Origin of the sequence: Sutcliffiella horikoshii, assembly GCF_020524325.1 — a bacterium.
GTDB lineage: Bacteria > Bacillota > Bacilli > Bacillales > Bacillaceae_I > Sutcliffiella_A > Sutcliffiella_A horikoshii_D.
Window position 1 is genome coordinate 263413 of record NZ_JAIVKY010000005.1, and the last position, 24276, is coordinate 287688.

Annotated in this window: 22 protein-coding genes; 21 read left to right on the forward strand and 1 reads right to left on the reverse strand. The window is 39.9% G+C overall.

Going from position 1 to position 24276, the window contains the following annotated elements:
- Positions 1–99: 99 nt before the first annotated feature.
- From LC091_RS06175 to LC091_RS06200, 6 genes are all read left to right on the forward strand, one after another.
- Positions 100–615 carry a YceD family protein gene (locus LC091_RS06175; RefSeq protein WP_226681126.1) on the forward strand — a complete coding sequence of 172 codons (516 nt, stop codon included), beginning with the start codon at positions 100–102 and terminating at the stop codon, positions 613–615.
- A gap of 47 nt (positions 616–662) precedes the next feature.
- A complete protein-coding gene (rpmF, locus tag LC091_RS06180) occupies positions 663–836 on the forward strand; it encodes a 50S ribosomal protein L32 (RefSeq protein WP_010193033.1) in 174 nt (57 codons plus the stop codon).
- 364 nt (positions 837–1200) lie between these two features.
- Positions 1201–1962: an enoyl-CoA hydratase/isomerase family protein gene (locus tag LC091_RS06185; protein ID WP_226681128.1), complete on the forward strand. Its 762-nt coding sequence runs from the start codon at positions 1201–1203 to the stop codon at positions 1960–1962.
- Between the two features lie 92 nt (positions 1963–2054).
- Entirely contained in the window at positions 2055–2672 is a 618-nt protein-coding gene (locus tag LC091_RS06190) for an RsfA family transcriptional regulator (RefSeq protein WP_226681130.1), read from the forward strand.
- Positions 2673–2818: 146 nt separating this feature from the next.
- The gene (locus LC091_RS06195; protein WP_226681131.1) at positions 2819–3229 is read left to right on the forward strand and encodes a thiol-disulfide oxidoreductase DCC family protein; all 411 of its coding nucleotides are present in this window, start codon (positions 2819–2821) and stop codon (positions 3227–3229) included.
- Positions 3230–3244: 15 nt separating this feature from the next.
- Positions 3245–3880, forward strand: coding sequence for a methanogen output domain 1-containing protein (locus tag LC091_RS06200; protein WP_226681133.1), 636 nt, complete (start codon positions 3245–3247; stop codon positions 3878–3880).
- 53 nt (positions 3881–3933) lie between these two features.
- On the opposite strand, the gene LC091_RS06205 is transcribed toward LC091_RS06200, so the two are convergent.
- Positions 3934–4434: an N-acetyltransferase gene (locus tag LC091_RS06205; protein WP_404819662.1), complete on the reverse strand. Its 501-nt coding sequence runs from the start codon at positions 4432–4434 to the stop codon at positions 3934–3936.
- Positions 4435–4646: 212 nt separating this feature from the next.
- Between LC091_RS06205 and LC091_RS06210 the strand changes: the two genes are divergently transcribed.
- The 15 genes from LC091_RS06210 (at position 4647) to spoVE (ending at position 23863) form a co-directional block, all read left to right on the forward strand.
- Complete coding sequence (locus tag LC091_RS06210) at positions 4647–5990, forward strand: acetyl-CoA carboxylase biotin carboxylase subunit (RefSeq protein WP_226681136.1); 1344 nt, start codon at positions 4647–4649, stop codon at positions 5988–5990.
- Positions 5991–6024: 34 nt separating this feature from the next.
- Positions 6025–6237, forward strand: a complete 213-nt coding sequence (locus LC091_RS06215; protein WP_226681138.1) for an acetyl-CoA carboxylase biotin carboxyl carrier protein subunit — start codon at positions 6025–6027, stop codon at positions 6235–6237.
- Between the two features lie 33 nt (positions 6238–6270).
- Positions 6271–7818, forward strand: coding sequence for an acyl-CoA carboxylase subunit beta (locus LC091_RS06220; RefSeq protein WP_404819663.1), 1548 nt, complete (start codon positions 6271–6273; stop codon positions 7816–7818).
- Positions 7819–7955: 137 nt separating this feature from the next.
- Positions 7956–8873 carry a 2-dehydropantoate 2-reductase gene (locus LC091_RS06225; protein ID WP_226681140.1) on the forward strand — a complete coding sequence of 306 codons (918 nt, stop codon included), beginning with the start codon at positions 7956–7958 and terminating at the stop codon, positions 8871–8873.
- Positions 8874–8945: 72 nt separating this feature from the next.
- Positions 8946–9335 (forward strand): DUF3397 domain-containing protein, encoded by a 390-nt coding sequence (locus LC091_RS06230; RefSeq protein WP_226681142.1) that lies wholly within the window; start codon positions 8946–8948, stop codon positions 9333–9335.
- A 57-nt stretch (positions 9336–9392) separates the two neighbouring features.
- A complete protein-coding gene (bshC, locus tag LC091_RS06235) occupies positions 9393–11048 on the forward strand; it encodes a bacillithiol biosynthesis cysteine-adding enzyme BshC (RefSeq protein ID WP_226681144.1) in 1656 nt (551 codons plus the stop codon).
- Between the two features lie 300 nt (positions 11049–11348).
- The gene (gene mraZ / locus LC091_RS06240; RefSeq protein ID WP_223493248.1) at positions 11349–11780 is read left to right on the forward strand and encodes a division/cell wall cluster transcriptional repressor MraZ; all 432 of its coding nucleotides are present in this window, start codon (positions 11349–11351) and stop codon (positions 11778–11780) included.
- Positions 11781–11909: 129 nt separating this feature from the next.
- Positions 11910–12848 (forward strand): 16S rRNA (cytosine(1402)-N(4))-methyltransferase RsmH, encoded by a 939-nt coding sequence (gene rsmH, locus LC091_RS06245; RefSeq protein WP_226681146.1) that lies wholly within the window; start codon positions 11910–11912, stop codon positions 12846–12848.
- A gap of 31 nt (positions 12849–12879) precedes the next feature.
- Entirely contained in the window at positions 12880–13239 is a 360-nt protein-coding gene (gene ftsL / locus LC091_RS06250) for a cell division protein FtsL (protein WP_226681148.1), read from the forward strand.
- Positions 13240–15468, forward strand: coding sequence for a penicillin-binding protein (locus LC091_RS06255; protein ID WP_226681150.1), 2229 nt, complete (start codon positions 13240–13242; stop codon positions 15466–15468).
- 764 nt (positions 15469–16232) lie between these two features.
- Positions 16233–18170, forward strand: coding sequence for a stage V sporulation protein D (locus tag LC091_RS06260; protein WP_226681151.1), 1938 nt, complete (start codon positions 16233–16235; stop codon positions 18168–18170).
- Between the two features lie 149 nt (positions 18171–18319).
- Complete coding sequence (locus tag LC091_RS06265) at positions 18320–19789, forward strand: UDP-N-acetylmuramoyl-L-alanyl-D-glutamate--2,6-diaminopimelate ligase (protein ID WP_226681153.1); 1470 nt, start codon at positions 18320–18322, stop codon at positions 19787–19789.
- A 490-nt stretch (positions 19790–20279) separates the two neighbouring features.
- A complete protein-coding gene (gene mraY / locus LC091_RS06270) occupies positions 20280–21254 on the forward strand; it encodes a phospho-N-acetylmuramoyl-pentapeptide-transferase (RefSeq protein WP_226681155.1) in 975 nt (324 codons plus the stop codon).
- A gap of 1 nt (position 21255) precedes the next feature.
- Positions 21256–22605, forward strand: coding sequence for a UDP-N-acetylmuramoyl-L-alanine--D-glutamate ligase (murD, locus tag LC091_RS06275; protein ID WP_226681157.1), 1350 nt, complete (start codon positions 21256–21258; stop codon positions 22603–22605).
- Positions 22606–22762: 157 nt separating this feature from the next.
- On the forward strand, positions 22763–23863 hold the full coding sequence (gene spoVE / locus LC091_RS06280; RefSeq protein WP_226681159.1) for a stage V sporulation protein E: 1101 nt from the start codon (positions 22763–22765) through the stop codon (positions 23861–23863).
- Positions 23864–24276: the final 413 nt, after the last annotated feature.

Below are 24276 nucleotides of genomic sequence, written 5' to 3' on the forward strand. Positions count from 1 at the left end.
TACGTTATTATGTCTATAATTATAGTGTAAAGAAAAAATATTGACAAATAAACTTGCGAAAGCTATAATTACTTTTGTTGCCTTGAGGTGAATATCTTGTTGAAATGGACATTATTCCAGTTAAATCAGTTACAACATAAAGGTTTAGAAATCGATGAAACAGTTGATGTAAGTGAAATTACGGCACATAGTGAAATTCGATCTGTCAAACCAGTTCACGTAACTGGAAGAGCTGATTTAAGTTCAAAAAAAGCTACGTTTCATCTAACTGTGGAAGGTAGTATGGTTTTACCATGTTCACGTACGTTGGTTGATGTGGACTATCCTTTTACGATAAAAACAACTGAAACTTATCTTTTTCAGCCTGGCGAGTATGAAACCGACGATGAAGAGTTGCATACGGTCGAAGGTGACGTTATCGATTTAATTCCGATTATCCGAGAAGCGATTATCCTTGAAGTGCCGATGCAAGTGTTCAGTGACTCTCCCGATAAGGAAGAGGCAGCTCCCCAATCCGGAAAAGACTGGGGCGTCATTTCAGAAGAGGAAACACAGGAAAAAGTGGATCCAAGACTTGCTGGACTGGCTAAGTTTTTTGAGAAAGACAAAGAGTAGACATTACATGATGTAGTAGATGCTCATTTTTTAAGGAGGTGGGAAGAATGGCTGTACCTTTCAGAAGAACGTCTAAAACTGTAAAAAGAAAGCGTCGTACACACTTTAAACTACAAGTTCCTGGTATGGTAGAATGCCCAAGCTGCGGTGAACAGAAATTATCACACCGTGTATGCCCGGCATGTGGTACTTACAAAGGGAAAGAAGTAGTAAATAAATAATAAAGAAAGCATGAGGCCAGGTGCCTTGTGCTTTTTTTATTGCGCTGAAACTCTCTCCGTCCGAATCTCGGTGGAGACAGCGGAAACGGTAGGGGAGAAGGGCTCTCTCCGCCCGAAATCCTGTCAGAGAAGTGAAAATGGTAGGAGAGAAGGGCTCTTTGCGCCCGAAACTTGTTCGAGGAGGCGAAAACGGTAGAAGAGGAGCCGTCTCACCGAACAAAACTCGCTCGAAAAACGGCAAACGGTAATAGAGAAACCTGTTCAACACCAACCTCCCTTCCAAACGACCACAAATATCTCCCACACCCACCAAAATTAAGTTAAAATAAACTCAATACTCCAAAAAAAGGTGGTCCGAAATATAATGACAGAATCAAAAGTCCACATTCACATAGATGATGACCAATTTTACTGGTTTACCATCAACCGTCCAGACAAACGTAATGCTATCGATTATGATGTAATGAACGAATTAGAGTCTTCACTAAACCAAGTAAGAGAGAACCATGACATAAGAGCATTCATCATAACGGGCAGTGGAAATCAATCTTTTTGCTCCGGTGGGGACCTATCTGTATTTCACGCATTACATACAAAAGAAGAAGCCTATAGCATGCTTTCTAAAATGGGGGAAATATTATATGACCTTATGACGCTGCCGGTGCCAACCGTAGCTCTGATAAATGGTACAGCGATAGGCGGAGGCTGTGAAATTGCGGCCGCTTGTGATCAACGCTGGGCTGTGACTCATGCAAAGCTTGGGTTTGTACAGGGGAGATTGGGTATAACCACAGGCTGGGGAGGGGCCAGCATGTTAATGGAAAAAGTGCCGCATGCAAGTGCAATCAAGATGCTGTCATCAGCTAATACTTACACTGCTAGTGAAACAATGGAGTTAGGCTTTATCCAAAATGTGGTCTCATTCTTCGATTCCCAATCATTACAAGAAGAAATTGCGGTCTCTTCTGCCGTATTAAGAAGCTATAAAAAAAGTTTCATTTCTAAATGGGAACAGATAGGTTTAAAAGAAAGAATGCTAGCTGAGATAGAGCAATGTTCTATCCTTTGGGAAGAGGATGAACATCATGATGCTGTAAAAGCCTTTCTAGAAAATAAGAAAAAATAAGAGAACATAGGGCATTTTACTCAATGCTTAGTCTATCTTTTCTATTACACGCATATGTATAGGGTAAAAAAGTGTGTTAGGGGGATAGCAATATGTCTACTGTTCGTCAAGATGCTTGGACTCAAGATGAAGATTTATTGTTGGCGGAAGTGGTTTTACGATATATAAGAGAAGGTGGCACCCAATTGACTGCGTTTGAGGAAGTGGGGAAAAAGCTTTCGCGAACATCAGCGGCATGCGGTTTTAGGTGGAATTCTTATGTGAGAAAACAGTATGCTACCGGAATAGAACTAGCGAAGAAACAGAGAAAAGAGTTAAAGAAAGAGCAAGCTGCCCCACAGCCGGTTGCCTTTGAAAATACTTATAGTGCAATTAATAATAAATTGTATGATGGAGATAATCTGACAATCTCGGCTGTAATCAGTTATTTGAACCATCTAGAGCAATTAGAGAATGAATACACCAAAATTAAAGAAGAGAATTATAGTCTGAAAAAGAAAGTGGAACAGTTAGAAGCTGACCTCAAACTTTTAGCAGAGGCTAAGCTTGAGCTGGAATCATCCATGAATTTGGTAGAAGAGGATTATCGTGCTTTAATTGAAATTATGGAACGTGCCCGGAAAATGGTCGTTCTGCAGGATGATGAAAAAAATAAAAAAGTGAAATTTCAAATGGACCGTAACGGAAATTTGGAAAGAGTGGAAAAATAGCATCTTTAAATCAAGACCATCCTTTTCTAGGGTGGTTTTTCAGTTAGTTAATAATAATTATAGTTAAAAGGATACATATTGAAATATTAGTTGTATAATGAAGAAGTAATGGAATGATTTGGATGGTTCCTGAAAGGAGAGTTTTGATGCCTGAAATTCATACTGAGCACCCCATACTTCTTTTTGATGGTGTATGTAATTTGTGTAACTCCTTGGTGACTTTTGTAATAAAACGTGATCAAGAAGCGACCTTTAAATTTGCTTCCCTTCAGTCTGAAGTGGGACAAACCATCCTAAAGGAGCATTCTCTCCCGCTGGATCATTTTGACAGCTTCTATTATGTAGAAGGCAAGAAATTATTTACAAAGTCGACAGCAGCCTTAAAAGTAGCAAAAGAATTAGATGGTGCTTGGAAGCTTTTCTATCCATTGATTATTATACCTAAGCCTTTAAGAGATCTAGTTTATTCTTTTGTTGCGAAAAATCGATATAGATGGTTCGGAAAGAAAAATCAATGTATGTTACCGAATCCAGAAATGAAAAAAAGATTTTTATAGGAGAGGAAGAGAGTAATGAGCACAAAAACACGATTGACTGGCTCGATATTTCTTTCGAAACTAATTACGCAATATGCATTTATCCATGAAAAGACAGTGGGGAAGACTGCAGGAGAATATATTCGCCAAATAGGATTGAGAACAGGTGAGTGGATCGAGGACTTTTACGGTAATAGAGAAGATGATTGGTCTGTAAACAGATATGCAGAAGTGATTGTAGATTTGAAAAATTCTATAGGTGGAGAATTTTATATCTCATCAATCACTCCAGAGTATGTGATTGTTAAAGCAAACCGTTGTCCTTTCGGCGAAATGGTAAAAGATGCCCCTCACCTATGTAATATGACTTCAAGTGTTTTTGGGGGGATTGCCTCAAGAAAATTTGGATACGGAAAAGTTGATTTGAAAAAAAGAATAGCTGTGGGTGATCTTGGCTGTGAAGTGGTTATCTATTTCAATGCTAGTGAACTCGTCGATGGTGATGTGTATGAAAATCTACCTCGCACACCAGAAAATGTAGATCCTTTTCAATGGGAAAATGAAACGATTGTGCTATTGAATGAGGAATTGCGAAAAAGTGATGAACTGGTGGTCAAGCTATTGGACGAACTAGAAAGCCTGAAAAAGCAAGTGCAAATGGGAAAAAATTAGTTTAAATAAAGAAAAGGTAATTGCCTGAATTGCGGCAATTACCTTTTTTATTATTAATCGGTTGTTTCCTCTTGAATGGCAATTCTTTCTTGAGCTTTCACACCTTCTGGGTACCACACAAGCGGATTTTCGCCTAAATCCCGTTCCACGTCATATTGTACAGAAGTAAAACCCATACGGTTCCAGAAGTCAGCTGATTTAATACGAGGGTTTGTTTTGATCGGCAGCCCGAAGCCTTTAGCGAAATCAACTAGTTCTTTTCCGAACCCTTTGCGCTGGTAGTTAGATAATACTTCTAATTTCCATAACTCTAAGTAATCTTGGCGAGGTTCAAAATATTTATCAAGCTCTTTGGAAACCCTGTATAGGCTCATTCTTGCCACAAGTTTTTCACCAAAATAAATACCGTAGAATGGCGATTCGCTGTCATTTTCGATAATGTTATCTTGGAGATCTTCCAACATGGATAGTTCCTGTATGCCGTATTCCCTGAACTGTTTGAACTCTTCCAGTGTTTTATAGTTAATTGATAGTTTTTTAACAGTCATGTACATTTCCCCCTTGGATATCTCTAATTGAAGCGCTTACCACTATACATATTAAGCAGAATGGTTTATTTTAATATTAATTATATAACAAAAAAACAAAAAATTCTGCAATAATTTTAGAAAGCGCTTGCAATTAAAGAAGGAAATCGAGGAATTATGTAGAAATAGTAGTTTGTTAGGGATTTAAATTGCAAGTTCTTTAGAAAGGGGATAACTCCATGCAAAAAATACTGATTGCTAATCGAGGAGAAATTGCAGAACGAATCATACGAACATGTCAACGATTAGGGGTAGAAACAGTTGCTATATATTCTGACGCTGATAAAGATTTGCCATATGTTCAGCAAGCGACAGTAGCAAGACATGTAGGTGAGGCCCCACCTCAAAAATCATATTTAAACGTAGAACGAATCTTGGAAATCGCGAAGGAAGAAAACGTGGATGGAGTCCACCCTGGGTACGGTTTCTTATCGGAAAATGGGGAGTTTGCACAAGCGCTCCAGGACGCCGGACTGACATTTATTGGACCAAGTGTAGACGTCATCAAATTAATGGGAGATAAATTATCTTCCCGGAGAGCGATGATTAAAGCTGGCGTGCCGGTTGTTCCAGGCTCTGAGCAGCCTATCGAATCATTGGAGGAAGCGTTGGTTCTTGCGGAGAAAATTGGTTTCCCTGTTATGTTAAAAGCCAGTGGCGGTGGCGGTGGTATTGGAATGCACCGCTGTGAAAACAAACAGGATATCGAGAATACTTTCGAGCAAACGAAGAAACGAGCGAAAGCATATTTCAAAAATGAAGATATGTTCATTGAAAAATACGTTGGTAATGCCAAGCATATAGAGGTGCAGATCTTCGGAGATGCCCATGGGAATGTCGTACATATGTTTGAAAGGAACTGTTCAGTTCAAAGAAGGAATCAAAAAGTAATCGAAGAAGCGCAAAGTCCGGCGATGAGCGAAGAGGCTCGAATAAAGGTTTGTGAAGCTGCTGTTTTGGCTGCAAAAGAAGTAGGTTACAAGAATGCCGGGACGGTTGAATTTATTATGGATGAAGAGGAAAACTTTTATTTCTTAGAAATGAATACAAGACTACAGGTTGAACACCCGATAACAGAGTGCATCACTGGCCTCGATCTTGTAGAGTGGCAACTTCATGTAGCGGCTGGAGAAAGGCTTCTGTTGCAGCAGGAGGAAATAACAAGCGCTGGACATGCGATCGAGTTCCGATTGTATGCAGAAGATCCAGTCAAATTCTTCCCTTCCCCTGGACTCATCACTAAATGGCATCTTCCAAGTGTTGAAGGAGTCAGAGTGGATAGCGGGTATGGACCAGATTTAAAGGTAACACCATTTTATGACCCTATGATAGCTAAAATAATCGTTTCAGGTGAAACGAGAGAAGCGGCAATTGAAAGGGCGAAGAAGTATTTAATGGCGGCTTCGGTAGAAGGGATAAAAACGAATCTTCCGTTTTTAATTCGTGCCCTTGAGACGGATGAATTTGTCTCGGGTCATTATCATACTGGTTTCATACAGTCGATGAATCCAATAATAACCTAAAAAAATTACAACAAGAGATCAGGAGGAAATTAAGATGAAAAAAGTAGAAGCGGCAATGGCAGGTACAGTTTGGAAAGTGTTGGTGGAAGTGGGCGATGAAGTAACAGCTGGTCAAACTGTTATCATATTAGAATCTATGAAAATGGAAATTCCTGTAGAAGTGATGATGGGCGGGAAAGTCGCGTCGATCTCTACTGCAGAAGGGGAATTCGTAAATGATGGAGATGTGCTGCTGGAATTGGAATAGTTTTTTACAACGTTGAGAAGAAAGCGGGGGATTATGATGATAAAAACCACCAATGATTTAGAACAAGAGTTCCAAGAAACGGTTGAAACAATTAAGAGCGGTGGAAGTGAAAAGTATCATGAAAAATTAAAAGAACAAAATAAGCTATTTGTTCGTGACCGCCTAGCTCTTTTATTTGATAATGGACAATACGAAGAGGATGGACTTTTTGCAAATAATAAAGCAAAAGGTCTTCCAGCTGATGGTGTTGTAACGGCTATAGGAAAAATAAATGGTCAAACAGTTTGTGTCATGGCAAATGATTCTACTGTAAAAGCAGGTTCATGGGGAGCAAGAACGGTAGAGAAAATTATTAGAATTCAAGAAACAGCCGAAAAACTAATGGTTCCTATTCTTTATCTAGTTGACTCTGCAGGAGCGAGAATTACAGACCAACTTGATATGTTCCCTAACCGCCGCGGCGCTGGAAAAATCTTTTATAACCAAGTAAAGCTTTCTGGAATGGTTCCGCAAATTTGTCTATTATTTGGTCCATCGGCTGCTGGAGGAGCTTATATACCGGCTTTCTGTGACATTGTGGTAATGGTAGATGGAAATGCATCCATGTACTTGGGATCTCCACGTATGGCAGAGAAGGTAATTGGGGAGAAGGTAACACTTGAAGAAATGGGTGGAGCAAGAATGCACTGCTCTGTGAGTGGTTGTGGAGATGTTCTCGCCGCTACGGAAGAAGAGGCCATTCAGCAAGCTCGGAAGTATCTTGGATTTTTTCCTGGCAGTTTTCAAGAGAAGACAAAAGAAGTGGATCCAGTAAGCCCTAAAGAAGGGCGAGATCTTATTGATATTATCCCTTTAAATCAAAATGCGCCATTTGATATGTACGAAGCTATAGATCAGCTTATTGATGCAAACAGTTTCTTTGAAATCAAAAAATTATTTGCACCGGAGTTGATCACAGGTTTTGCCCGTATGGATGGGAAGGTAGTAGGGATCATCGCCAATCAGCCAAAGGTGAAGGGCGGAGTCTTATTTGTAGATTCTGCGGACAAAGGTGCCAAGTTCATTCAGCTTTGTGATGCATACCATATTCCTTTACTGTTCCTTGCTGATGTTCCAGGGTTCATGATTGGGACAAAAGTGGAACGTGCGGGTATTATCCGCCACGGTGCTAAACTCATTGCAGCGATGAGTTCTGCAACTGTGCCAAAAATATCTGTTGTGGTAAGGAAAGCATATGGTGCCGGACTTTATGCGATGGCAGGTCCTGCATTTGAACCGGATTGCTGCATTGCACTTCCAACGGCACAAATAGCTGTGATGGGACCAGAAGCGGCTGTCAATGCAGTATACTCCAACAAAATTAATGAAATTGAAGATCCTAAAGAAAGAATGGCTTTTGTACAAGAAAAGCACCAAGAATATAAAGAGCATATAGATATTTATAAATTAGCTTCCGAAATGATTGTTGATGATATTGTGCCTGCAAAAGATTTGCGAAGTGTATTGATTAGTCGATTCCATTACTATTCAAGTAAGCAAATGACCTTTAGTCATCGTAAACACCCGGTTTATCCGGTTTAGTAACCATAAAATATCCTGTGCCAATTGGAGGCACTGGATATTTTTTTGGTTAGGATACTATAAGAGGAAAAGAAATGTACAAACCAAAACGATAAATTGGTACAATAGGAAAAAACGGGACTAAAGAAGGGGAAAAGATGAGAATTGGAATTGTTGGCGGAGGCGCTGTCGGTCTCTTATATGCCTTTCAGTTATCGAAAATTTTTACAGTCACTCTTTATGTAAAACGTGATGAAGCATTACAGGTTCTAGAGAGTCAAGGCATTACAATTTTACATAATGAACATAAAAAGGAAACAAGAAAAGTCGAGGTCATGAAGTGGGAGAGCAACTTCCCTTTTAAGGACGATTTAATCATTGTTGCGACGAAACAATATGGCTTACCAGCCATCCTTCCTGTGCTGAAAATGTGCACAAAAGACCAATCCATCCTTTTTCTCCAAAATGGAATGTCACATATTGACATGCTACAACAAATTCCTAATGCTCAGATTTTATTGGGGATAGTGGAGCATGGTGTGAAGAAAAATAATGATTGCACCGTAATGTGGACAGGAAAAGGTCGTACAAAACTGGCAGGTTATCCTGTAACAAACAATGACCTACAGGCATCTCCCTTCATAAATAAATGGATGGATTCAATCGGTAATAATTTTCCGCTTGAAGTACGCTCTGACTATTATGGAATGATGATGGAAAAATTACTTGTCAATGCCATCATTAACCCATTGACGGCTATATTTGATGTTCGTAATGGAGAGCTGTTAGCAAACCCTTATTATCATAAGTGCATGAAGCAGTTATATAAAGAAATGGATTTTCTGGTGAAAAAAGATAAGAAAGAGCAAATGTGGAAACATATCTGCTCCATTTGCGAGAAAACAGCAGATAACATCTCTTCTATGAAGCGTGATATAAATAACGGTAGAGAAACCGAGGTCGATGCCATATTGGGATATCTAATGAATTTGGCTGAAAAACAAGGAAAATCAGTACCGTTAACAGAATTTATTTATAACGCTGTTAAGGGGCTTCAAAACGACGCAAGCTGTTAATACCTCATATGCTATTTCACCCTGCTTGTAAAATATAAAATAAACGAGTAAGTGAAAAGAGGTATGATGAAAATGTCCGGAATATTAGCATATACTTTCGCTACAATTGTTACGCTTCCTGTATTTGCGCTGATTGTGTTTTACTTTATTGCTAGAGCAGCAACAAGAAACAATAAAAAGTCCTTTCATTTGGCAATTGATGCTTCGACCCTTTTCTTTATTTTAGCCGTACACTTTATCATGATTATCATCTGGGAAACATCGTTTCTTTCGCTCATTTTAACTGTACTGCTTGTAATTGCGACAGTGATGGTTTTGACGCACTATAAATTTAAAGAGGAAATTCATTTTAAAAGAGTGTTCAAAGGGTTTTGGCGTTTAAATTTCCTCCTATTTTTCTTCGCGTATTTTTGTCTTTTGACATTTGGAATTATGAAACGTGTATTTGATGCATTTGCTTAAGCAATATTTTTTGAAACAATGGAAAACAATGCTATACTCATGGAGACATCAACACATATGAACGATTCAGAAAGGACGTACTTTATGAATGTAGTAGAATTAACGCTCCCTACTATTAATAAGTTTTCCTCCGCTTATTTATCACAAAAGGAGAGCATTCTTCCCTTTTTTACATATAATCCGTTTTCTGTAGACACATATTCACAGAGAAACGAACTTTTAAAAAATAGAAGCTTCAGAAGAAGAGAGCTTGTTGCACATCTTCAAGAATTTAATCAAAGGTACCATGCAGATGCACAAACCTTACATAGCATTGAAAAATTAAATGATAGGCAGTCGGTTGTTGTGATCAGTGGACAACAAGCAGGATTAATGACTGGCCCCATTTATACTATCTCTAAAATAATCAGTACAATTAAACTTGCACAAGAACAGGAATTAAAGCTGGGTATACCGGTTGTTCCTATTTTTTGGATAGCTGGAGAAGATCATGATTTTCAAGAAATAAATCATGTCAATCTCCCGAAAGATAACGAAATACAAAAACATGTATTTCAAATGAAAGAAGCCGGCAAAAAAATGGTCTCAGAGCTTCAATATGATAAAGAAAAGTTACGCGCGTGGTTACTTGAGATTATTAATTCCTATGGAGAAAGTCCATATACAAAGGAGTTAACACTAGAATTAGAGCATGCAATGGAAGTATCTACAACTTTTGTGGATATGTTTGCAAGCTTGATTACAAAACTCTTCAAAGGTACTGGTCTCGTATTAGTTAATGCAGCAGATCCTTCACTGCGGAAACTTGAAACCCCTTATTTGCAACAAATATTAATGGAGCATGGTCAAATTCGCAACGGAATGCTTCATTCACAAAAGGAACTTGAGGAGCAAGGGTTTAAGCCGATGCTCGAGATTGACTCAGAATCCATGAATATATTCTTCCACGAAAATGGTGAGCGCGAGCTGCTATGTTGGGACGAAGCAAAACAAATTGCATATATAAAGGGTTCAGGTCGTCAGTTTACATTGGAACAATTAAATAAGTTGATAGAGGAACAACCTGAGAACTTTTCCAATAATGTGGTAACTAGGCCGCTAATGCAGGAGTTTCTATTTCCCACTCTTGCCTTTATCGGAGGTCCGGGGGAGATCAGTTACTGGGCTGAACTTGGTCGATGTTTCCGTTCAGTGGACCTTGAAATGCCACCTGTCGTACCAAGAATTTCTTTGACTTTATTGGAGAGGCACATAGACCGAACATTGGTTGAATTGGACGAAGATATTTCCGATGTCGTGGAAAACGGATTGGAAGAGAAACGAAAGGCTTGGCTGTATAAGCAAGAACTTGAATCTTTGGAAGAAACTTTGATGAAGTATCATGAACAATATGCCAAAGTGCATGATCAATTCCGAGAAGTGGGTAATTCTACGTTGCCTCATCATCGAAAAACATTCGAGAAGAATTGGGATCTGATTGATAAACAATTCACGTATATTCATCGCTTAATTGAGCGCTCGGCATATGAAAAACATGAAAATATGATGAGCAAATATGAACGAGCGGAACTCGCAGTCTTGCCTAAAGGTATGCCGCAAGAGAGAGTGTGGAATATTTACTATTTCCTTAATAAGTATGGACTGGATTTCGTCCAAAGGCTTTGTGAATTGCCATTGGAGCATAACGGTAAGCACAAAATAATAAAACTTTAAGAAAACAGCGGGAAAAATCCTGCTGTTTTTTTATATTCTTTTTCTGACAATGACTTTTAAATAAGGGAGTCGTAAACGAACATATACTGAAGAATGGTAGCTTATTGTGTTTGTACCTAGTCAAAAAAAGCCAAGTTTGACCTAAATTCGTCCTTTTGTCAAAAAATGTTGTAAAAAGATGAAAAACGAAAAAAAAGTAGGCTTAAAGGATTTTCTTTTAGGGAAGAGAATAGTACAATAAAGTAAGTGGAGAGAAGTGGGGGATTGTGGGGGAAAGTAGAAGAAAGGTGGGAGAGCCAGATGTTCATGGGGGAATATAATCATACTATTGATGCAAAAGGGCGTATGATTGTGCCTGCGAAATTCCGTGATCATTTAGGTGAAACCTTTGTTCTTACTAGAGGCCTCGATAAATGCCTATTTGGCTATCCGCTCTCTGAATGGAAAACAGTTGAAGATAAACTGAAACAACTACCACTTACTAAAAAGGACGCCCGTGCATTTACACGTTTCTTCTTTTCTGGTGCTTCTGAGTGCGAACTGGACAAGCAAGGTCGAGTGAACATCGCGACTCCACTTGTTCAATATGCACAGCTTGAAAAAGAATGTGTGGTAATCGGAGTGTCTAATCGAATAGAAATCTGGAGCAAGGACAACTGGAACTCATTTGTGGAAGATTCGGAAGACTCCTTCGCAGAGATTGCAGAAAACCTCGTGGATTTTGACTTATAAAAGGGAATTCATTACATCGAATACTAAGAACAGCTTGGATAAAACAAGATAGTCGGTGAGAAAATACCGATAGAAAAGAAATTGCAGCACCTAAGAGGAAACAGCTTAGAGCTAGAAAGGCGGTGGAAAATGTTTCACCACGTAACAGTACTACTCAATGAAGCAGTAGAAGGTCTTAACATTAAAGAGGATGGAACGTATGTTGATTGCACATTAGGAGGTGCAGGACATAGTTCCGAAATTGTGAAACAGTTATCAGACAAAGGTAGATTAATCGCATTTGATCAAGATGACCATGCTCTAGAACATGCAAAAAATGTGTTACATAAATATCTAGACCGGGTCATTTTCATCAAAAGCAATTTCAAGCACCTGAAAGAGAAATTGTACGAGCAGGGAATTACGAAGGTAGACGGAGTGTTGTTCGACCTTGGAGTTTCTTCTCCTCAATTGGACACCCCAGAAAGAGGGTTTAGTTACCATCACGAAGCACCTTTGGATATGAGAATGGACATGAACAGTCCGCTAAGTGCCTATGATGTTGTAAATGAGTGGCCATATGAGAAACTTGTAAGAATTTTCTTTCAATATGGAGAAGAGAAGTTTTCCAAACAAATAGCTAGAAAAATTGAGGAGTATCGAAAGACAAAGCCTATTGAAACGACATTAGAATTGGTGGAAATCATCAAAGATGGCATACCAGCCCCAGCTAGGAGAACTGGCGGGCATCCAGCTAAAAGGGTTTTCCAAGCAATAAGAATTGCAGTAAATGACGAATTGGGCGTTTTTGAAGATGCTATCCATCAAGCAATTGATGTCTTGAAAGTTGGAGGAAGAGTTTCTGTTATTACCTTCCATTCACTTGAAGACAGGATGTGTAAAGTAGCTTTTAAAGAAAAAAGTCAGTTGCCACAATTGCCGCCTGGACTTCCCATCATTCCAGAAGAATATCAACCAACACTCAAACTCATTACAAGAAAGCCGATATTACCTAGTGAAGAGGAACTAGAAGCTAATAATCGTGCAAGGTCGGCAAAACTAAGAATCGCAGAAAAAGCGAAAGACTAAATGTAAAAAATGTAGACTAGGGGGAAAGAGAATGAGTAACTTAGCTCACAAAATCCAGAGGCAGCATGAAGAACGTACGCAACAGTCACCAAAAAGGCAATTGGTCGTAAAGAAACGTTCAAAAATTACTCTTGGGGAAAAAGTACTTGGTTATATGTTTATCGGTATGCTTGCATTCGGTGCAGTCCACGTTATTACGAACCATGTGAATATCTATCATGTGAATAGCGAAATTCAAACGCTTGAAGGGTCCATTGAATCACAATTAAAGGAAAATCGTGAACTTGAACTTCGTGTAGCGGAAGAAAGCAGCTATGAAGTCATTCTTGAGAAAGCCAAAAACCTTGGTCTGACATTAAACGAAAACAATGTGAAGAACGTAGGGAACTAAATGAGTACCCATAACATCGTTCATAAGAAAAGAATTCACTTAGGAGCAGCAATTCTACTCGGACTTTTTGCGTTGCTCTTTTTTCTATTGATTGGACGATTTTTTTACCTTCAAGCAACCGGAGAAGCACATGGACATAATTTATCAGCAGAAGCTAGTGAGAGATATAATGTAAACAAAACGATTGATGCCACTAGAGGGTCTATCTTTGATAGAAGTGGTGATCCAATTGCAGAAGACACCCCCTCTTTCAACCTTGTAGCTGTGTTGGACGAATCTTTGACAACAGATGAAAAAAAACCTCGTCATGTTGCTGATCCCGAAGAAACGGCTGCAAAGTTGGCTTCTGTTTTGGAAGTAAATCAGAGTGAGATATTAGAAAAATTATTACTTGATCGTAAACAAGTAGAATTTGGGGCATTGGGTAGAGATCTTCCCTTATCTGTCAAAAAAGAAATCGAAGACATGAAATTGCCTGGGATTGGGTTTGTCGAAGGGTCTAAACGCTATTATTTCAACGGCAAGTTTTCTAGTCACGTGGTAGGTTTTGCAAGAGCAAATGATGATGGTGTAGTTACTGGAGTAACAGGCCTTGAAAAGATGTTAGAAGATGAACTAAAAGAGAAAAATGGTTCACTGGCGGTAAAAACAGACAACAAAGGGATCAAGCTTTCTATGGACTCAGATGTATCCTATGTACCTGCGATCAACGGGAAAAATGTGCACCTGACATTAGATAAGACCATTCAGACGTTTTTGGAAGAAGCGATGAACAATGTAGCAGAGGAATACGAACCAGAACGTATTATTGCAATTGTAGCGGATCCAAAGACAGGTGAAATACTTGCCATGGGCTCTCGACCTACTTTTGATTTAAATACAAGAGAAGGCTTGAATGATAATTGGAATAACGATGCAATTTCTTATCGATATGAGCCAGGTTCTACTATGAAAATCTTTTCTTTGGCTGCAGCTATTGAAGAAGGAGTTTATAACGGATCTGAACTCTATCAGTCTGGTTCTTATAGTCTCCCGAAAGATCCTGTTCCTGTATACGACCATAATAGGTCAGGATGGGGAATGATTACGTTTGATGAAGGCGTCCAGCGTTCATCAAACGTAGCATTTGCTTTGCTTGCAGATAAGATGGGTACAGATACGCTTTTGGAATACATCCATGCATTTGGGATGAACGAACCAACAGGAATAGATCTCCCAGACGAGACGACAAGTAACATCAACTTCAATTACTACAGAGACCGTATATCTACAGCGTTCGGTCAAGGTTCGGCATTTACCCCGATTCAACAGATTCAAGCTGCTACAGCAATAGCTAATGACGGGAAAATGATGCAGCCGTATGTGGTGGACAAGATAGTTGATCCTAACACAGATGAAGTAGTTTTAGAGAATAATCCGAAACAAAAAGGCACGCCTATATCTAAAAAAACTGCTGACAAAGTTCTAGAAGTATTAGAATCAGTGGTAAGCTCAGAAAACGGCACGGGCCGTCCTTACAGTATAGAAGGGTATAAAGTGGCAGCGAAAACAGGAACGGCGCAAATCCCTGGACCAGGAGGGTATTTATATGGTCACGGTGAATACATTTATTCCATTACTGGGATGGCTCCTGCCGATGACCCTGAGTTATTGATGTATGTCGCAGTAGAAAAACCAAAGATTGCTCAACATGAAAATGGAGCAGGGCCTGTATCGGGAGTTTTTAATTCTGTGATGCGTCGCAGTTTGCAATATTTAAGTATTCAACCTGATGAAACTCAACAAACCACTCCTAAGAAGAAAAGTGTGGGTATGAAAGTGCCAAACCTTGTTGGTGATAATATTCAGGATATATCTGCCTCCTCTGATGGCCCAGAATATGTGATAGTGGGTGAAGGTTCGAAGGTATTAAAGCAAACACCTCAACCCGGCCGTGAAGTCATAAAAGGAGAAAAGGTTATTTTATTAACAGAAAAATCCCCGGCGCTCCCGGATATGACTGGATGGAGCCTGCGTGATGTTCGGAAGATCTCCAATATCCTCAAACTTGAAACGGAGATTATCGGAAATGGGTATGTTCTAAAACAAAATATCATTCCTGGAACCCCGGTTGAACAGGGCAACAATCTAGTAGTGGAATTAGGCTCTAACAGACCTCTGCCACAAACAGATGAGCAGGAAGAAGAAGTGGAAGAAACAGAATCTGAGGAAGATTCTGAGGATAGTTAATTTAAATGCACTGTTAAAGGCAAAGACCTTTGGCAGTGCATTTTTTATATCCTAAAAGTATAAAAAACGGTTGATCTCCGTTCCAGGCGCTTCGCTTGCCTGCGGTCGGTCCGTGAGCCTCCGCGCCTTGCGCGACGCCACTGAAAAAGTCTATTAATTTAGGTGTAGTTTAGACATCGCTGTTGATTTCCGAAAAAGGCTTCGCTTTCCTAGGGGCGCTGCTGGAGCCTCCTCGGCTACGCCTGTGGGGTCTCCACCTAGCGCTATCTCCCTCAGGAGTCTCCGCCTTTTTCTCCAATCACCAGCTAGAAATCATTTAACTACATGAGATTTCAGTTCTTCAGTGGCTTCACTTCGCCTGCGGGGTCTCACCAGTCCCTTCCTCCCGCGGGCGTCTGCGCGCCTTCCACTCCAATCAACAAGATTGTTTCATTCACCTAGGTTTATAAAAAGGAATCTAACAGAGTTAACTGAAAAAGCATTAACCTCTCGTTCTAGTAGTTTATAGCTGTGGATTGGAGCAAATTACGAAGACTCCAGCGGGGGAGTAACGGTAGATTGAGACCCCGCAACGAAGTGAGGAGGCTCAAGCACCGTCCCGCGGAAAGCGAGTCATTTGTGGAAAGGAACAGCGACGATTAACTAAACAACAAAAAATATATAGTCACAATTAGAGCTTCTCTTGGATTACAGTCCAATACTATGTTCTATCTTCGTTCGTACAAGCATATATTACTACGAATATTAAAGGGGGTTCATAGGATATGCGGGTATCTCATGTGACGGTTCGGAGAAGGTTGACCATTGTGCTTCTTGTAGGAATTCTACTTTTCAGTATTATTGATTTACGTCTAGGATATGTTCAATTCGCATTGGGGAATATGCTAACAGACCGTGCAAAAGATTCTTGGAGCAGAAATATCCCCTTTGAACCTGAACGCGGAGAAATCCTTGATCGAAACGGGGTTCCATTGGCAACGAATATGAGTGCACCGACGGTTTTGGTTGTACCGCGGCAAATTAAAGATCCTAACGACACGGCTGAAAAACTTGCAGCTGTCTTAAATATGTCCAAAGAAAAGGTGTACAAGCTGGTAACCAAAAGCTCGTCTATGGAAAGGATCAACCCAGAAGGAAGGAAAATCTCTCATGAGAAAGCGAAAGAGATAAGAGCGCTAGGATTAAAAGGGGTTTACATCGCCGAAGACTCAAAACGCCATTACCCTTTCGGTAGTTATCTTTCCCATGTATTAGGATTTGCAGGAATCGATAATCAAGGATTAATGGGTTTGGAACTTTATTATGATGAACAATTAAAAGGAGAAAAAGGATACGTACAATTTTATTCCGATGCGAAGGGAAGAAGGATGCCGGATATTCCAGATGACTATGAAGCTCCACAGGACGGGTTAGATTTGAGGTTAACGATAGATTCTAAAGTCCAAACAATCATGGAAAGAGAGTTGGATCTTGCACAGGAATTGTATAACCCTGATGGAATTATTGCAATTGCGATGGACCCGAATACTGGAGAAATTTTAGCCATGTCAAGCAGACCGGATTTTGATCCTGCTGAATTTCAAAATGTTGCACCTGAAATTTATAACCGGAACCTGCCTGTATGGAGCACGTATGAACCGGGTTCAACGTTCAAGATAATCACGCTGGCAGCTGCCTTGGAAGAAAATAAAGTCAACTTAAAAAATGATACTTTTAATGACAGTGGGGCAGCAATGGTAGATGGAGCACGACTTCGTTGTTGGAAGAAAGGAGGACATGGCCACCAAACATTCCTTGAAGTGGTTCAGAATTCATGTAACCCAGGCTTTGTAGAACTTGGCCAACGTTTAGGAACGGAAACTCTTTTTAACTATATAAAGTCGTTCGGGTTTGGAGAGAAAACGGGCATTGATTTAGCTGGAGAAGGTAAGGGGATCCTGTTCAAGCCTGAAAGGGTAGGTCCAGTAGAGCTTGCTACTACAGCCTTTGGCCAAGGGGTATCGGTCACTCCGATTCAGCAGGTTGCTGCGGTTTCAGCAGCAGTGAACGGCGGGATACTCTACACTCCATTTATTGCGAAAGAGTTTGTAGACCCTATTTCAGGAGAGATAGTATCGAGAAAAACACCAGTTGAGAAGAGAAGGGTAATTTCTGAGGAAACCTCTGCTCAGGTCAGGTATGCACTTGAAAGTGTAGTTGCCCAAGGAACTGGTCGTAATGCTTTTGTAGAAGGCTATCGAGTTGGTGGGAAAACTGGAACTGCTCAGAAAGTTAAAGATGGTCGATACATGGAAAATAATCATATTGTATCATTTATTGGTGTTGCACCAGCGGATGATCCTCAACTTGTCGTGTATCTTGCTGTCGATAATCCGAAGGGAACCGTACAGTTTGGTGGTGTAGTAGCAGCCCCGATAGTTGGGAATATAATGGAGGATAGCCTAAATGCTTTGGGAGTAGAAAAGAGAAAAGGACAAATCGAAAAAGAGTTGCAATGGCCGGATGTACCTCTGGTGGAAGTTCCTGATCTAAAAGGTATGACAAGAAAAGAACTTCTCCAACAACTAGTTACTCTCAAACTCGATATTAGCGGGGATGGCGATACAGTAGTTCAGCAGGCGCCGGCTCCTGGTACCAAAGTGGAAGAAGGGTCAACCGTTAGGGTCTACATGTCCGGGAAAAGCAAATCGGATGAAGAATAAATGTAGCGGATTGGTTTAATTTCCCTAAATAGGATAGAATGGTGAGTAAGATAATTTAGAAGGAAATTGACGTTATCTTTCACCATCTATCCTGATAGTTTTTCTTTCGGCATTTAGGTATCCAAGTAAGCCAAAGGGGTTTGATTCGTATGAAACTTCAACAATTAATACAATATCTTCACAGATATGAAGTATCCTCAAAGTATAACCCTGAGATATCTTCCATTGTCATGGATTCCCGTAAGGTCAATGAAGGGAGTTTATTTTTTTGTATCAAAGGGTACACGGTAGATGGGCATCAATTTGCTCAAGAGGCAGTGAATAATGGGGCTGTCGCTATCATCTCAGAAAAGCCATTGGATGTACCAGTCCCGGTCATCGTTGTTCCCGACACGATGAGGGCAATGGCTATCTTGGCGGATGTATTCTTTCAACAACCCACACATAAACTTCACCTGATAGGTGTTACTGGCACAAATGGAAAAACGACCACCACGCATATTATAGAATCCATTTTCCAACATCATCAGCGGAAGACAGGAATGATCGGCACCATCTATATGAAAATAGGAAACAAAACATATCCAGTAAAAAACACCACACCAGATGCTTTAACGTTGCAAGAGTCATTTCACCAAATGATTGAAAAGAAAGTAGACACTGTGGTGATGGAGGTTTCCTCCCATGCACTTCATATGGGGAGGGTATATGGTTGTGACTTTGATGTAGCAGTGTTTACTAATCTTACACAAGATCATCTTGATTATCATAAAACGATGGAAGAGTATCGGTATGCTAAGTCTTTGTTATTTTCTTCATTAGGAAATTCCTATAATCTTGCAAAGCCGAAATATGCCGTCTTGAATGCCGATGATCCTGCAAGTGATATTTATAAAAGAGCAACTGCAGCTCAAGTAATCACTTATGGAATTAACGAAACCAGCGACATCAGGGCGAAGAATGTAAAGACATCCGCTAAAGGCACCACATTCGACCTTGTTTATAATAATAAAACAGTTCCTATCAATTTGAAATTGGTCGGACAATTCAGTGTGTACAATGTTCTTGCTGCAATAAGCGCTAGTTATGTATCTAATATCCCCATGGAAACCATCATTCCAGTAGTTGAAAATATGAGAGGCGTCCCTGGACGTTTCGAAGCTATCGAAGCAGGGCAGGACTTTACGGTGATAGTCGATTATGCTCATACTCCTGACAGCTTGGAAAATGTATTAAAAACGACCAAACAACTTTCTCAAAACAATATATATTGTATCATAGGTTGCGGAGGGGATAGAGATCGTTCCAAGCGTCCCTTGATGGCTGAAGTCGCAGTGAATTATGCAAACAAAGCTATCTTCACATCCGATAATCCTCGCTCGGAAAACCCACTTCAAATCTTTAAAGATATGGAAGCCGGTGTAAAAGAGAGGCATTATGAAATAGTGGAAGATAGGCGAGCGGCCATCTTTAAAGCAATAGATCAAGCAAAATCGGGTGATGTTGTACTTATTGCAGGCAAAGGTCATGAAACATATCAGATCATAGGGGATAAAGTGCTCGAATTTGATGATAGAAAAATTGCTTTAGAAGCCATACAGTCAAAGCAAAGTTCATAGACTGTTAAGGTGTGTAAGATTGTATGTAACATTTAGACCATTGCCTAAGCCTTACAATCTCCCAGAATTTGAACAGAGGATAATAAAAAAGTGTTGTTTTAACAAGAAATATTAAAAAGATGAAAAAAAGTATTTTCATATTAACCAAAAACCGATAAAATTTACTTTTGGTATAACATTTAACTTAAAATGATTTAATAGCTGTTGATTGGAGCATAGGGCGAAGACACCTCGAAAATGCTACGCATTTTCTTCATGCGATGTATCGCTGTCGAAGCCTTCCTTGTCCTAAAGGGAGATAGCGGTTGCTTGAGACCCCTGAAGCGTTGTTAGAAGGCTCAAGCACCGCCCCTAGGAAAGCGAAGCCCAGTGCGGAAATCAACAGCGGTCGTTAACCAGAAAAATAAAATTTAAAAACGGGTATTATCCGCCGGTTATTATAGGTGGATAATACCTCTAATCATGAGATTCAAGAGAGGAGGGAATAACGATGGAACAACAGGTTATCTTATTTGCTATCGTTATGTCTTTTTTAATTACTGTATTAGTATCACCAATATTTATTCCCTTCCTGCGAAGACTGAAATTCGGTCAAAGTATAAGAGAAGAAGGGCCGCAATCCCACCAAAAGAAAACAGGTACCCCGACAATGGGAGGAATTATGATACTCCTGTCCGTTGCCGTAACAACTCTAGTCATTACAGGACAATTTGCAGAAGCTTCTGTTGAAACTTACTTGCTGCTATTTGTAATGGTAGGTTATGGACTTTTAGGCTTTCTAGATGATTTCATCAAGGTTGTTCTTAAAAGAAACCTAGGGTTGACATCTTTACAAAAGTTGATAGGTCAAATTTTAATTGCAGTTATCTTCTATTTTGTTTTTGTCCAGTTTGAATTTTCTACTGCGGTCAGTGTACCGGGAACAAGCATTTCTATTGAATTAGGATTCTTTTATGTTCTCTTTTTGATTTTTTGGTTAGTTGGATTCTCCAACGCAGTCAATCTGACAGATGGGCTTGATGGTCTTGTATCAGGAACTGCTGCTGTAGCATTTGGAGCGTTTGCCATACTTGCTTGGTATCAGTCACAATTTGAAGTGTCCATTTTCGCTGTTGCTGTAGTAGGTGCGTTACTTGGATTTCTGGTATTTAATGCTCATCCTGCCAAGGTTTTTATGGGAGATACAGGCTCTTTAGCGCTTGGTGGTGCTATTGCAACTGTAGCGGTACTATTAAAATTAGAAATTCTGCTTATTATCATCGGTGGAGTGTTCGTTATGGAGACACTTTCCGTTATCATCCAAGTCATCTCTTTCAAAGCGACAGGAAGAAGGGTCTTTAAAATGAGCCCTCTTCATCATCATTATGAGCTTGTCGGTTGGTCAGAATGGCGTGTAGTTGTTACTTTCTGGACAGTCGGACTGTTATGTGCGTTGCTAGGAATTTATTTAGAGGTGTGGATCTAATATGAAGAAAATCAACCATTACGAAGGAAAAAGGGTTCTTGTACTAGGTTTAGCGAAGAGTGGTACTGCAACTGCAGAACTGTTACATAAGTTAGGGGCAAAGGTGATTGTCAATGACAGAAGTCCTCTAGAGGGGAACGAACAAGCTGAATATCTCCTTTCTAAAGGAATGGAAGTTGTTTGTGGAGGACATCCAACAACTATCTTTGACCAGAAAATTGATGTTGTTTTCAAAAACCCGGGCATTCCTTATCAAAATCCATTGGTACAACTTGCTGTTGAAAAAGGCATTCCTGTTCTTACGGAAGTAGAACTTGCCTATCAAATCAGTGAAGCACCAATGATCGGAATTACAGGCTCAAATGGAAAAACCACTACCACTACGTTGATTGATGAAATGTTAGCTGCGGATAATAAATCTCCCTTAATAGCTGGCAATATCGGAAATGTATCGGTAGAAGTGGCTCAGCAAGCGTCTGATAAAGATATCATGGTCACGGAATTATCATCATTTCAATTAATGGGTACTAAAATTTTCCGACCAAAAATTTCTGTCTTTTTGAATCTTTTTGAAGCACACCTGGATTATCACGGTACATTGGATGAGTATGGAAAAGCAAAAGCAAAAATCTTTTCCAACCAAACCGAAAAAGATTATGCGGTTGTTAATGCTGATGATTCACAAGTGATGAAACTTGCTGAAGGAATTCAGTCGATCATCGTTCCATTCTCCACAAACGAAACAGTGGACGGTGCGTATTTGAAAGATAACTTTGTATGCTTCAAAGAGGAGAATATTATTTCTATAGACCAAATCGTGTTGCCTGGAAAACATAATTTGGAGAACATCCTGGCAGCTGTGGCAGCTGTGAAACTTTTTGGAGTAAGCAATAAAGCAATTATTAAGGTGCTCACAAGCTTTTCAGGTGTTAAACATCGTTTGCAATTTATTGGTGAACTTGATGGCAGGAGATTTTATAACGACTCAAAAGCTACCAATATTTTAGCTACTCAAAAAGCTCTATCAGCATTTGAAAATAATGTAGTTCTGCTCGCAGGAGGACTTGATCGAGGGAACGAGTTTGATGATCTCCTTCCGTACTTGAGTAACGTTAAAGTGCTAGTGACTTTTGGGGAGACAGCAGAGAAATTGATGCGCACAGCTCATGAAGCTGGAATAAAACAAATAAAACATGTCGATAATGTGGAAAAAGCCGTACCGGTGGCATATGAAATGTCTGAGAGCGGAGATGTCATATTATTGTCCCCTGCTTGTGCAAGCTGGGATCAATATAAAACATTTGAGCAACGAGGAGACATTTTTATAGACGCCGTGCATAAGCTTAAATAAGGGCTTGGCCACATGTTCAAGAGGCTTTGTTCTGATAGCTTCCCCACGTAATGTTGGGAAGCATACGGACAAAGCCTTTTTCTGGCTATTGGCATGAACGTTTCGTTAACGTTAAGCCTCCATCTGCCCTAATTTTTGTAGTAGAGGTGTTTTCACGTTGGCAAACAAGCGATCAACTCCGGACATAATATTAATCTTAACCACACTGACCCTGCTCGCAGTAGGTCTTATCATGGTTTACAGTGCAAGTGCGGTATGGGCTGATTACAAATTTCAGGATACATTCTTCTTCGCCAAAAGGCAGATGCTATTTGCTGGATTGGGTGTAGTTGCGATGTTTTTTATCATGAACATCGACTATTGGACATGGAGAACTTGGGCGAAATTAATTATTCTGGTTTGTTTTTTCTTGCTTGTCATCGTTTTGATTCCTGGTGTTGGGATGGAACGGAATGGATCGAGAAGCTGGATTGGAGTCGGAGCGTTCTCCGTTCAACCATCAGAGTTTATGAAAATAGCCATGATTGCCTTTCTAGCAAAATACTTAAGTGAAAATCAAAAAAAGATTACCTCCTTCAAAAAGGGTTTGGTTCCGAGTCTTTCTCTCGTATTCTTGGCCTTTGGAATGATTATGTTACAACCCGATCTTGGAACAGGAACTGTAATGGTCGGTACGTGTATTGTCATGATCTATGTTGCAGGTGCAAGGATCAGTCACTTTGTCGGTTTAGGCCTTGTCGGGGTGGCCGGATTTGTTGTGCTGATTCTTTCAGCTCCTTACCGGATAAAAAGAATAACTTCTTTTTTAAATCCATGGGAAGATCCTTTAGGTAGCGGCTTTCAAATTATTCAGTCCTTATACGCAATTGGGCCGGGAGGGTTGCTTGGTCTAGGACTGGGTCAAAGCAGGCAGAAGTTCTTTTATCTACCTGAACCGCAGACAGACTTCATTTTTGCAATATTAGCCGAGGAACTGGGGTTTATCGGAGGAACATTAGTTGTTCTGCTATTTGCCTTACTGTTATGGAGGGGGATTAGGATAGCACTAGGAGCCCCTGATTTGTACGGCAGTTTCTTAGCAGTGGGAATTATTGCCATGATTGCCATTCAGGTCATCATTAATGTAGGAGTAGTAACTGGCCTGATGCCAGTAACCGGTATTACCCTACCTTTCCTAAGTTATGGAGGCTCGTCATTGACCCTCATGTTGCTCGCCGTCGGTATCCTCTTAAACATAAGCAGATACGCGAAATACTAAATAAGGCCGAAACCTGCAGGATGCTGGTTTCGGCTTTTGTGTTACATAACTGGACATAATATGACAAAAAATAAAAATTTGATTACAATAACTAATATTCGTTGCACATCTTTAACAAGGGATATACTATTAAAGTATTGTGCTAACAATGTTTGCACAACTACATTTCATAACAAATACTTTCACCAAAGAAAATATGTAGATGACAAATAATTACAGGTTTATTATCTAAGAACATTAGGGTATGTAAACATAGTCCATTTTTAAATGAATGAATTACATAATTGTCATGAACCAAACTGGAAACCTTCGATGTGATGGGCCGGTGTACCGATATAAATCGAAATGCATAGTATATTAATAATTACTATTGGGCCTACATCACGATAATAACGAAGGACTATCTTTCTACT

Excerpts from the sequence above, each read along its gene's own strand:
- rpmF (WP_010193033.1), top strand. The coding sequence starts at position 663 with ATGGCTGTACCTTTCAGAAGAACGTCTAAAACTGTAAAAAGAAAGCGT.
- LC091_RS06185 (WP_226681128.1), top strand. The coding sequence starts at position 1,201 with ATGACAGAATCAAAAGTCCACATTCACATAGATGATGACCAATTTTAC.
- LC091_RS06190 (WP_226681130.1), top strand. The coding sequence starts at position 2,055 with ATGTCTACTGTTCGTCAAGATGCTTGGACTCAAGATGAAGATTTATTG.
- LC091_RS06195 (WP_226681131.1), top strand. The coding sequence starts at position 2,819 with ATGCCTGAAATTCATACTGAGCACCCCATACTTCTTTTTGATGGTGTA.
- LC091_RS06200 (WP_226681133.1), top strand. The coding sequence starts at position 3,245 with ATGAGCACAAAAACACGATTGACTGGCTCGATATTTCTTTCGAAACTA.
- LC091_RS06205 (WP_404819662.1), bottom strand. The coding sequence starts at position 4,434 with ATGTACATGACTGTTAAAAAACTATCAATTAACTATAAAACACTGGAA.
- LC091_RS06210 (WP_226681136.1), top strand. The coding sequence starts at position 4,647 with ATGCAAAAAATACTGATTGCTAATCGAGGAGAAATTGCAGAACGAATC.
- LC091_RS06215 (WP_226681138.1), top strand. The coding sequence starts at position 6,025 with ATGAAAAAAGTAGAAGCGGCAATGGCAGGTACAGTTTGGAAAGTGTTG.
- LC091_RS06220 (WP_404819663.1), top strand. The coding sequence starts at position 6,271 with ATGATGATAAAAACCACCAATGATTTAGAACAAGAGTTCCAAGAAACG.
- LC091_RS06225 (WP_226681140.1), top strand. The coding sequence starts at position 7,956 with ATGAGAATTGGAATTGTTGGCGGAGGCGCTGTCGGTCTCTTATATGCC.
- LC091_RS06230 (WP_226681142.1), top strand. The coding sequence starts at position 8,946 with ATGTCCGGAATATTAGCATATACTTTCGCTACAATTGTTACGCTTCCT.
- bshC (WP_226681144.1), top strand. The coding sequence starts at position 9,393 with ATGAACGATTCAGAAAGGACGTACTTTATGAATGTAGTAGAATTAACG.
- mraZ (WP_223493248.1), top strand. The coding sequence starts at position 11,349 with ATGTTCATGGGGGAATATAATCATACTATTGATGCAAAAGGGCGTATG.
- rsmH (WP_226681146.1), top strand. The coding sequence starts at position 11,910 with ATGTTTCACCACGTAACAGTACTACTCAATGAAGCAGTAGAAGGTCTT.
- ftsL (WP_226681148.1), top strand. The coding sequence starts at position 12,880 with ATGAGTAACTTAGCTCACAAAATCCAGAGGCAGCATGAAGAACGTACG.
- LC091_RS06255 (WP_226681150.1), top strand. The coding sequence starts at position 13,240 with ATGAGTACCCATAACATCGTTCATAAGAAAAGAATTCACTTAGGAGCA.
- LC091_RS06260 (WP_226681151.1), top strand. The coding sequence starts at position 16,233 with ATGCGGGTATCTCATGTGACGGTTCGGAGAAGGTTGACCATTGTGCTT.
- LC091_RS06265 (WP_226681153.1), top strand. The coding sequence starts at position 18,320 with ATGAAACTTCAACAATTAATACAATATCTTCACAGATATGAAGTATCC.
- mraY (WP_226681155.1), top strand. The coding sequence starts at position 20,280 with ATGGAACAACAGGTTATCTTATTTGCTATCGTTATGTCTTTTTTAATT.
- murD (WP_226681157.1), top strand. The coding sequence starts at position 21,256 with ATGAAGAAAATCAACCATTACGAAGGAAAAAGGGTTCTTGTACTAGGT.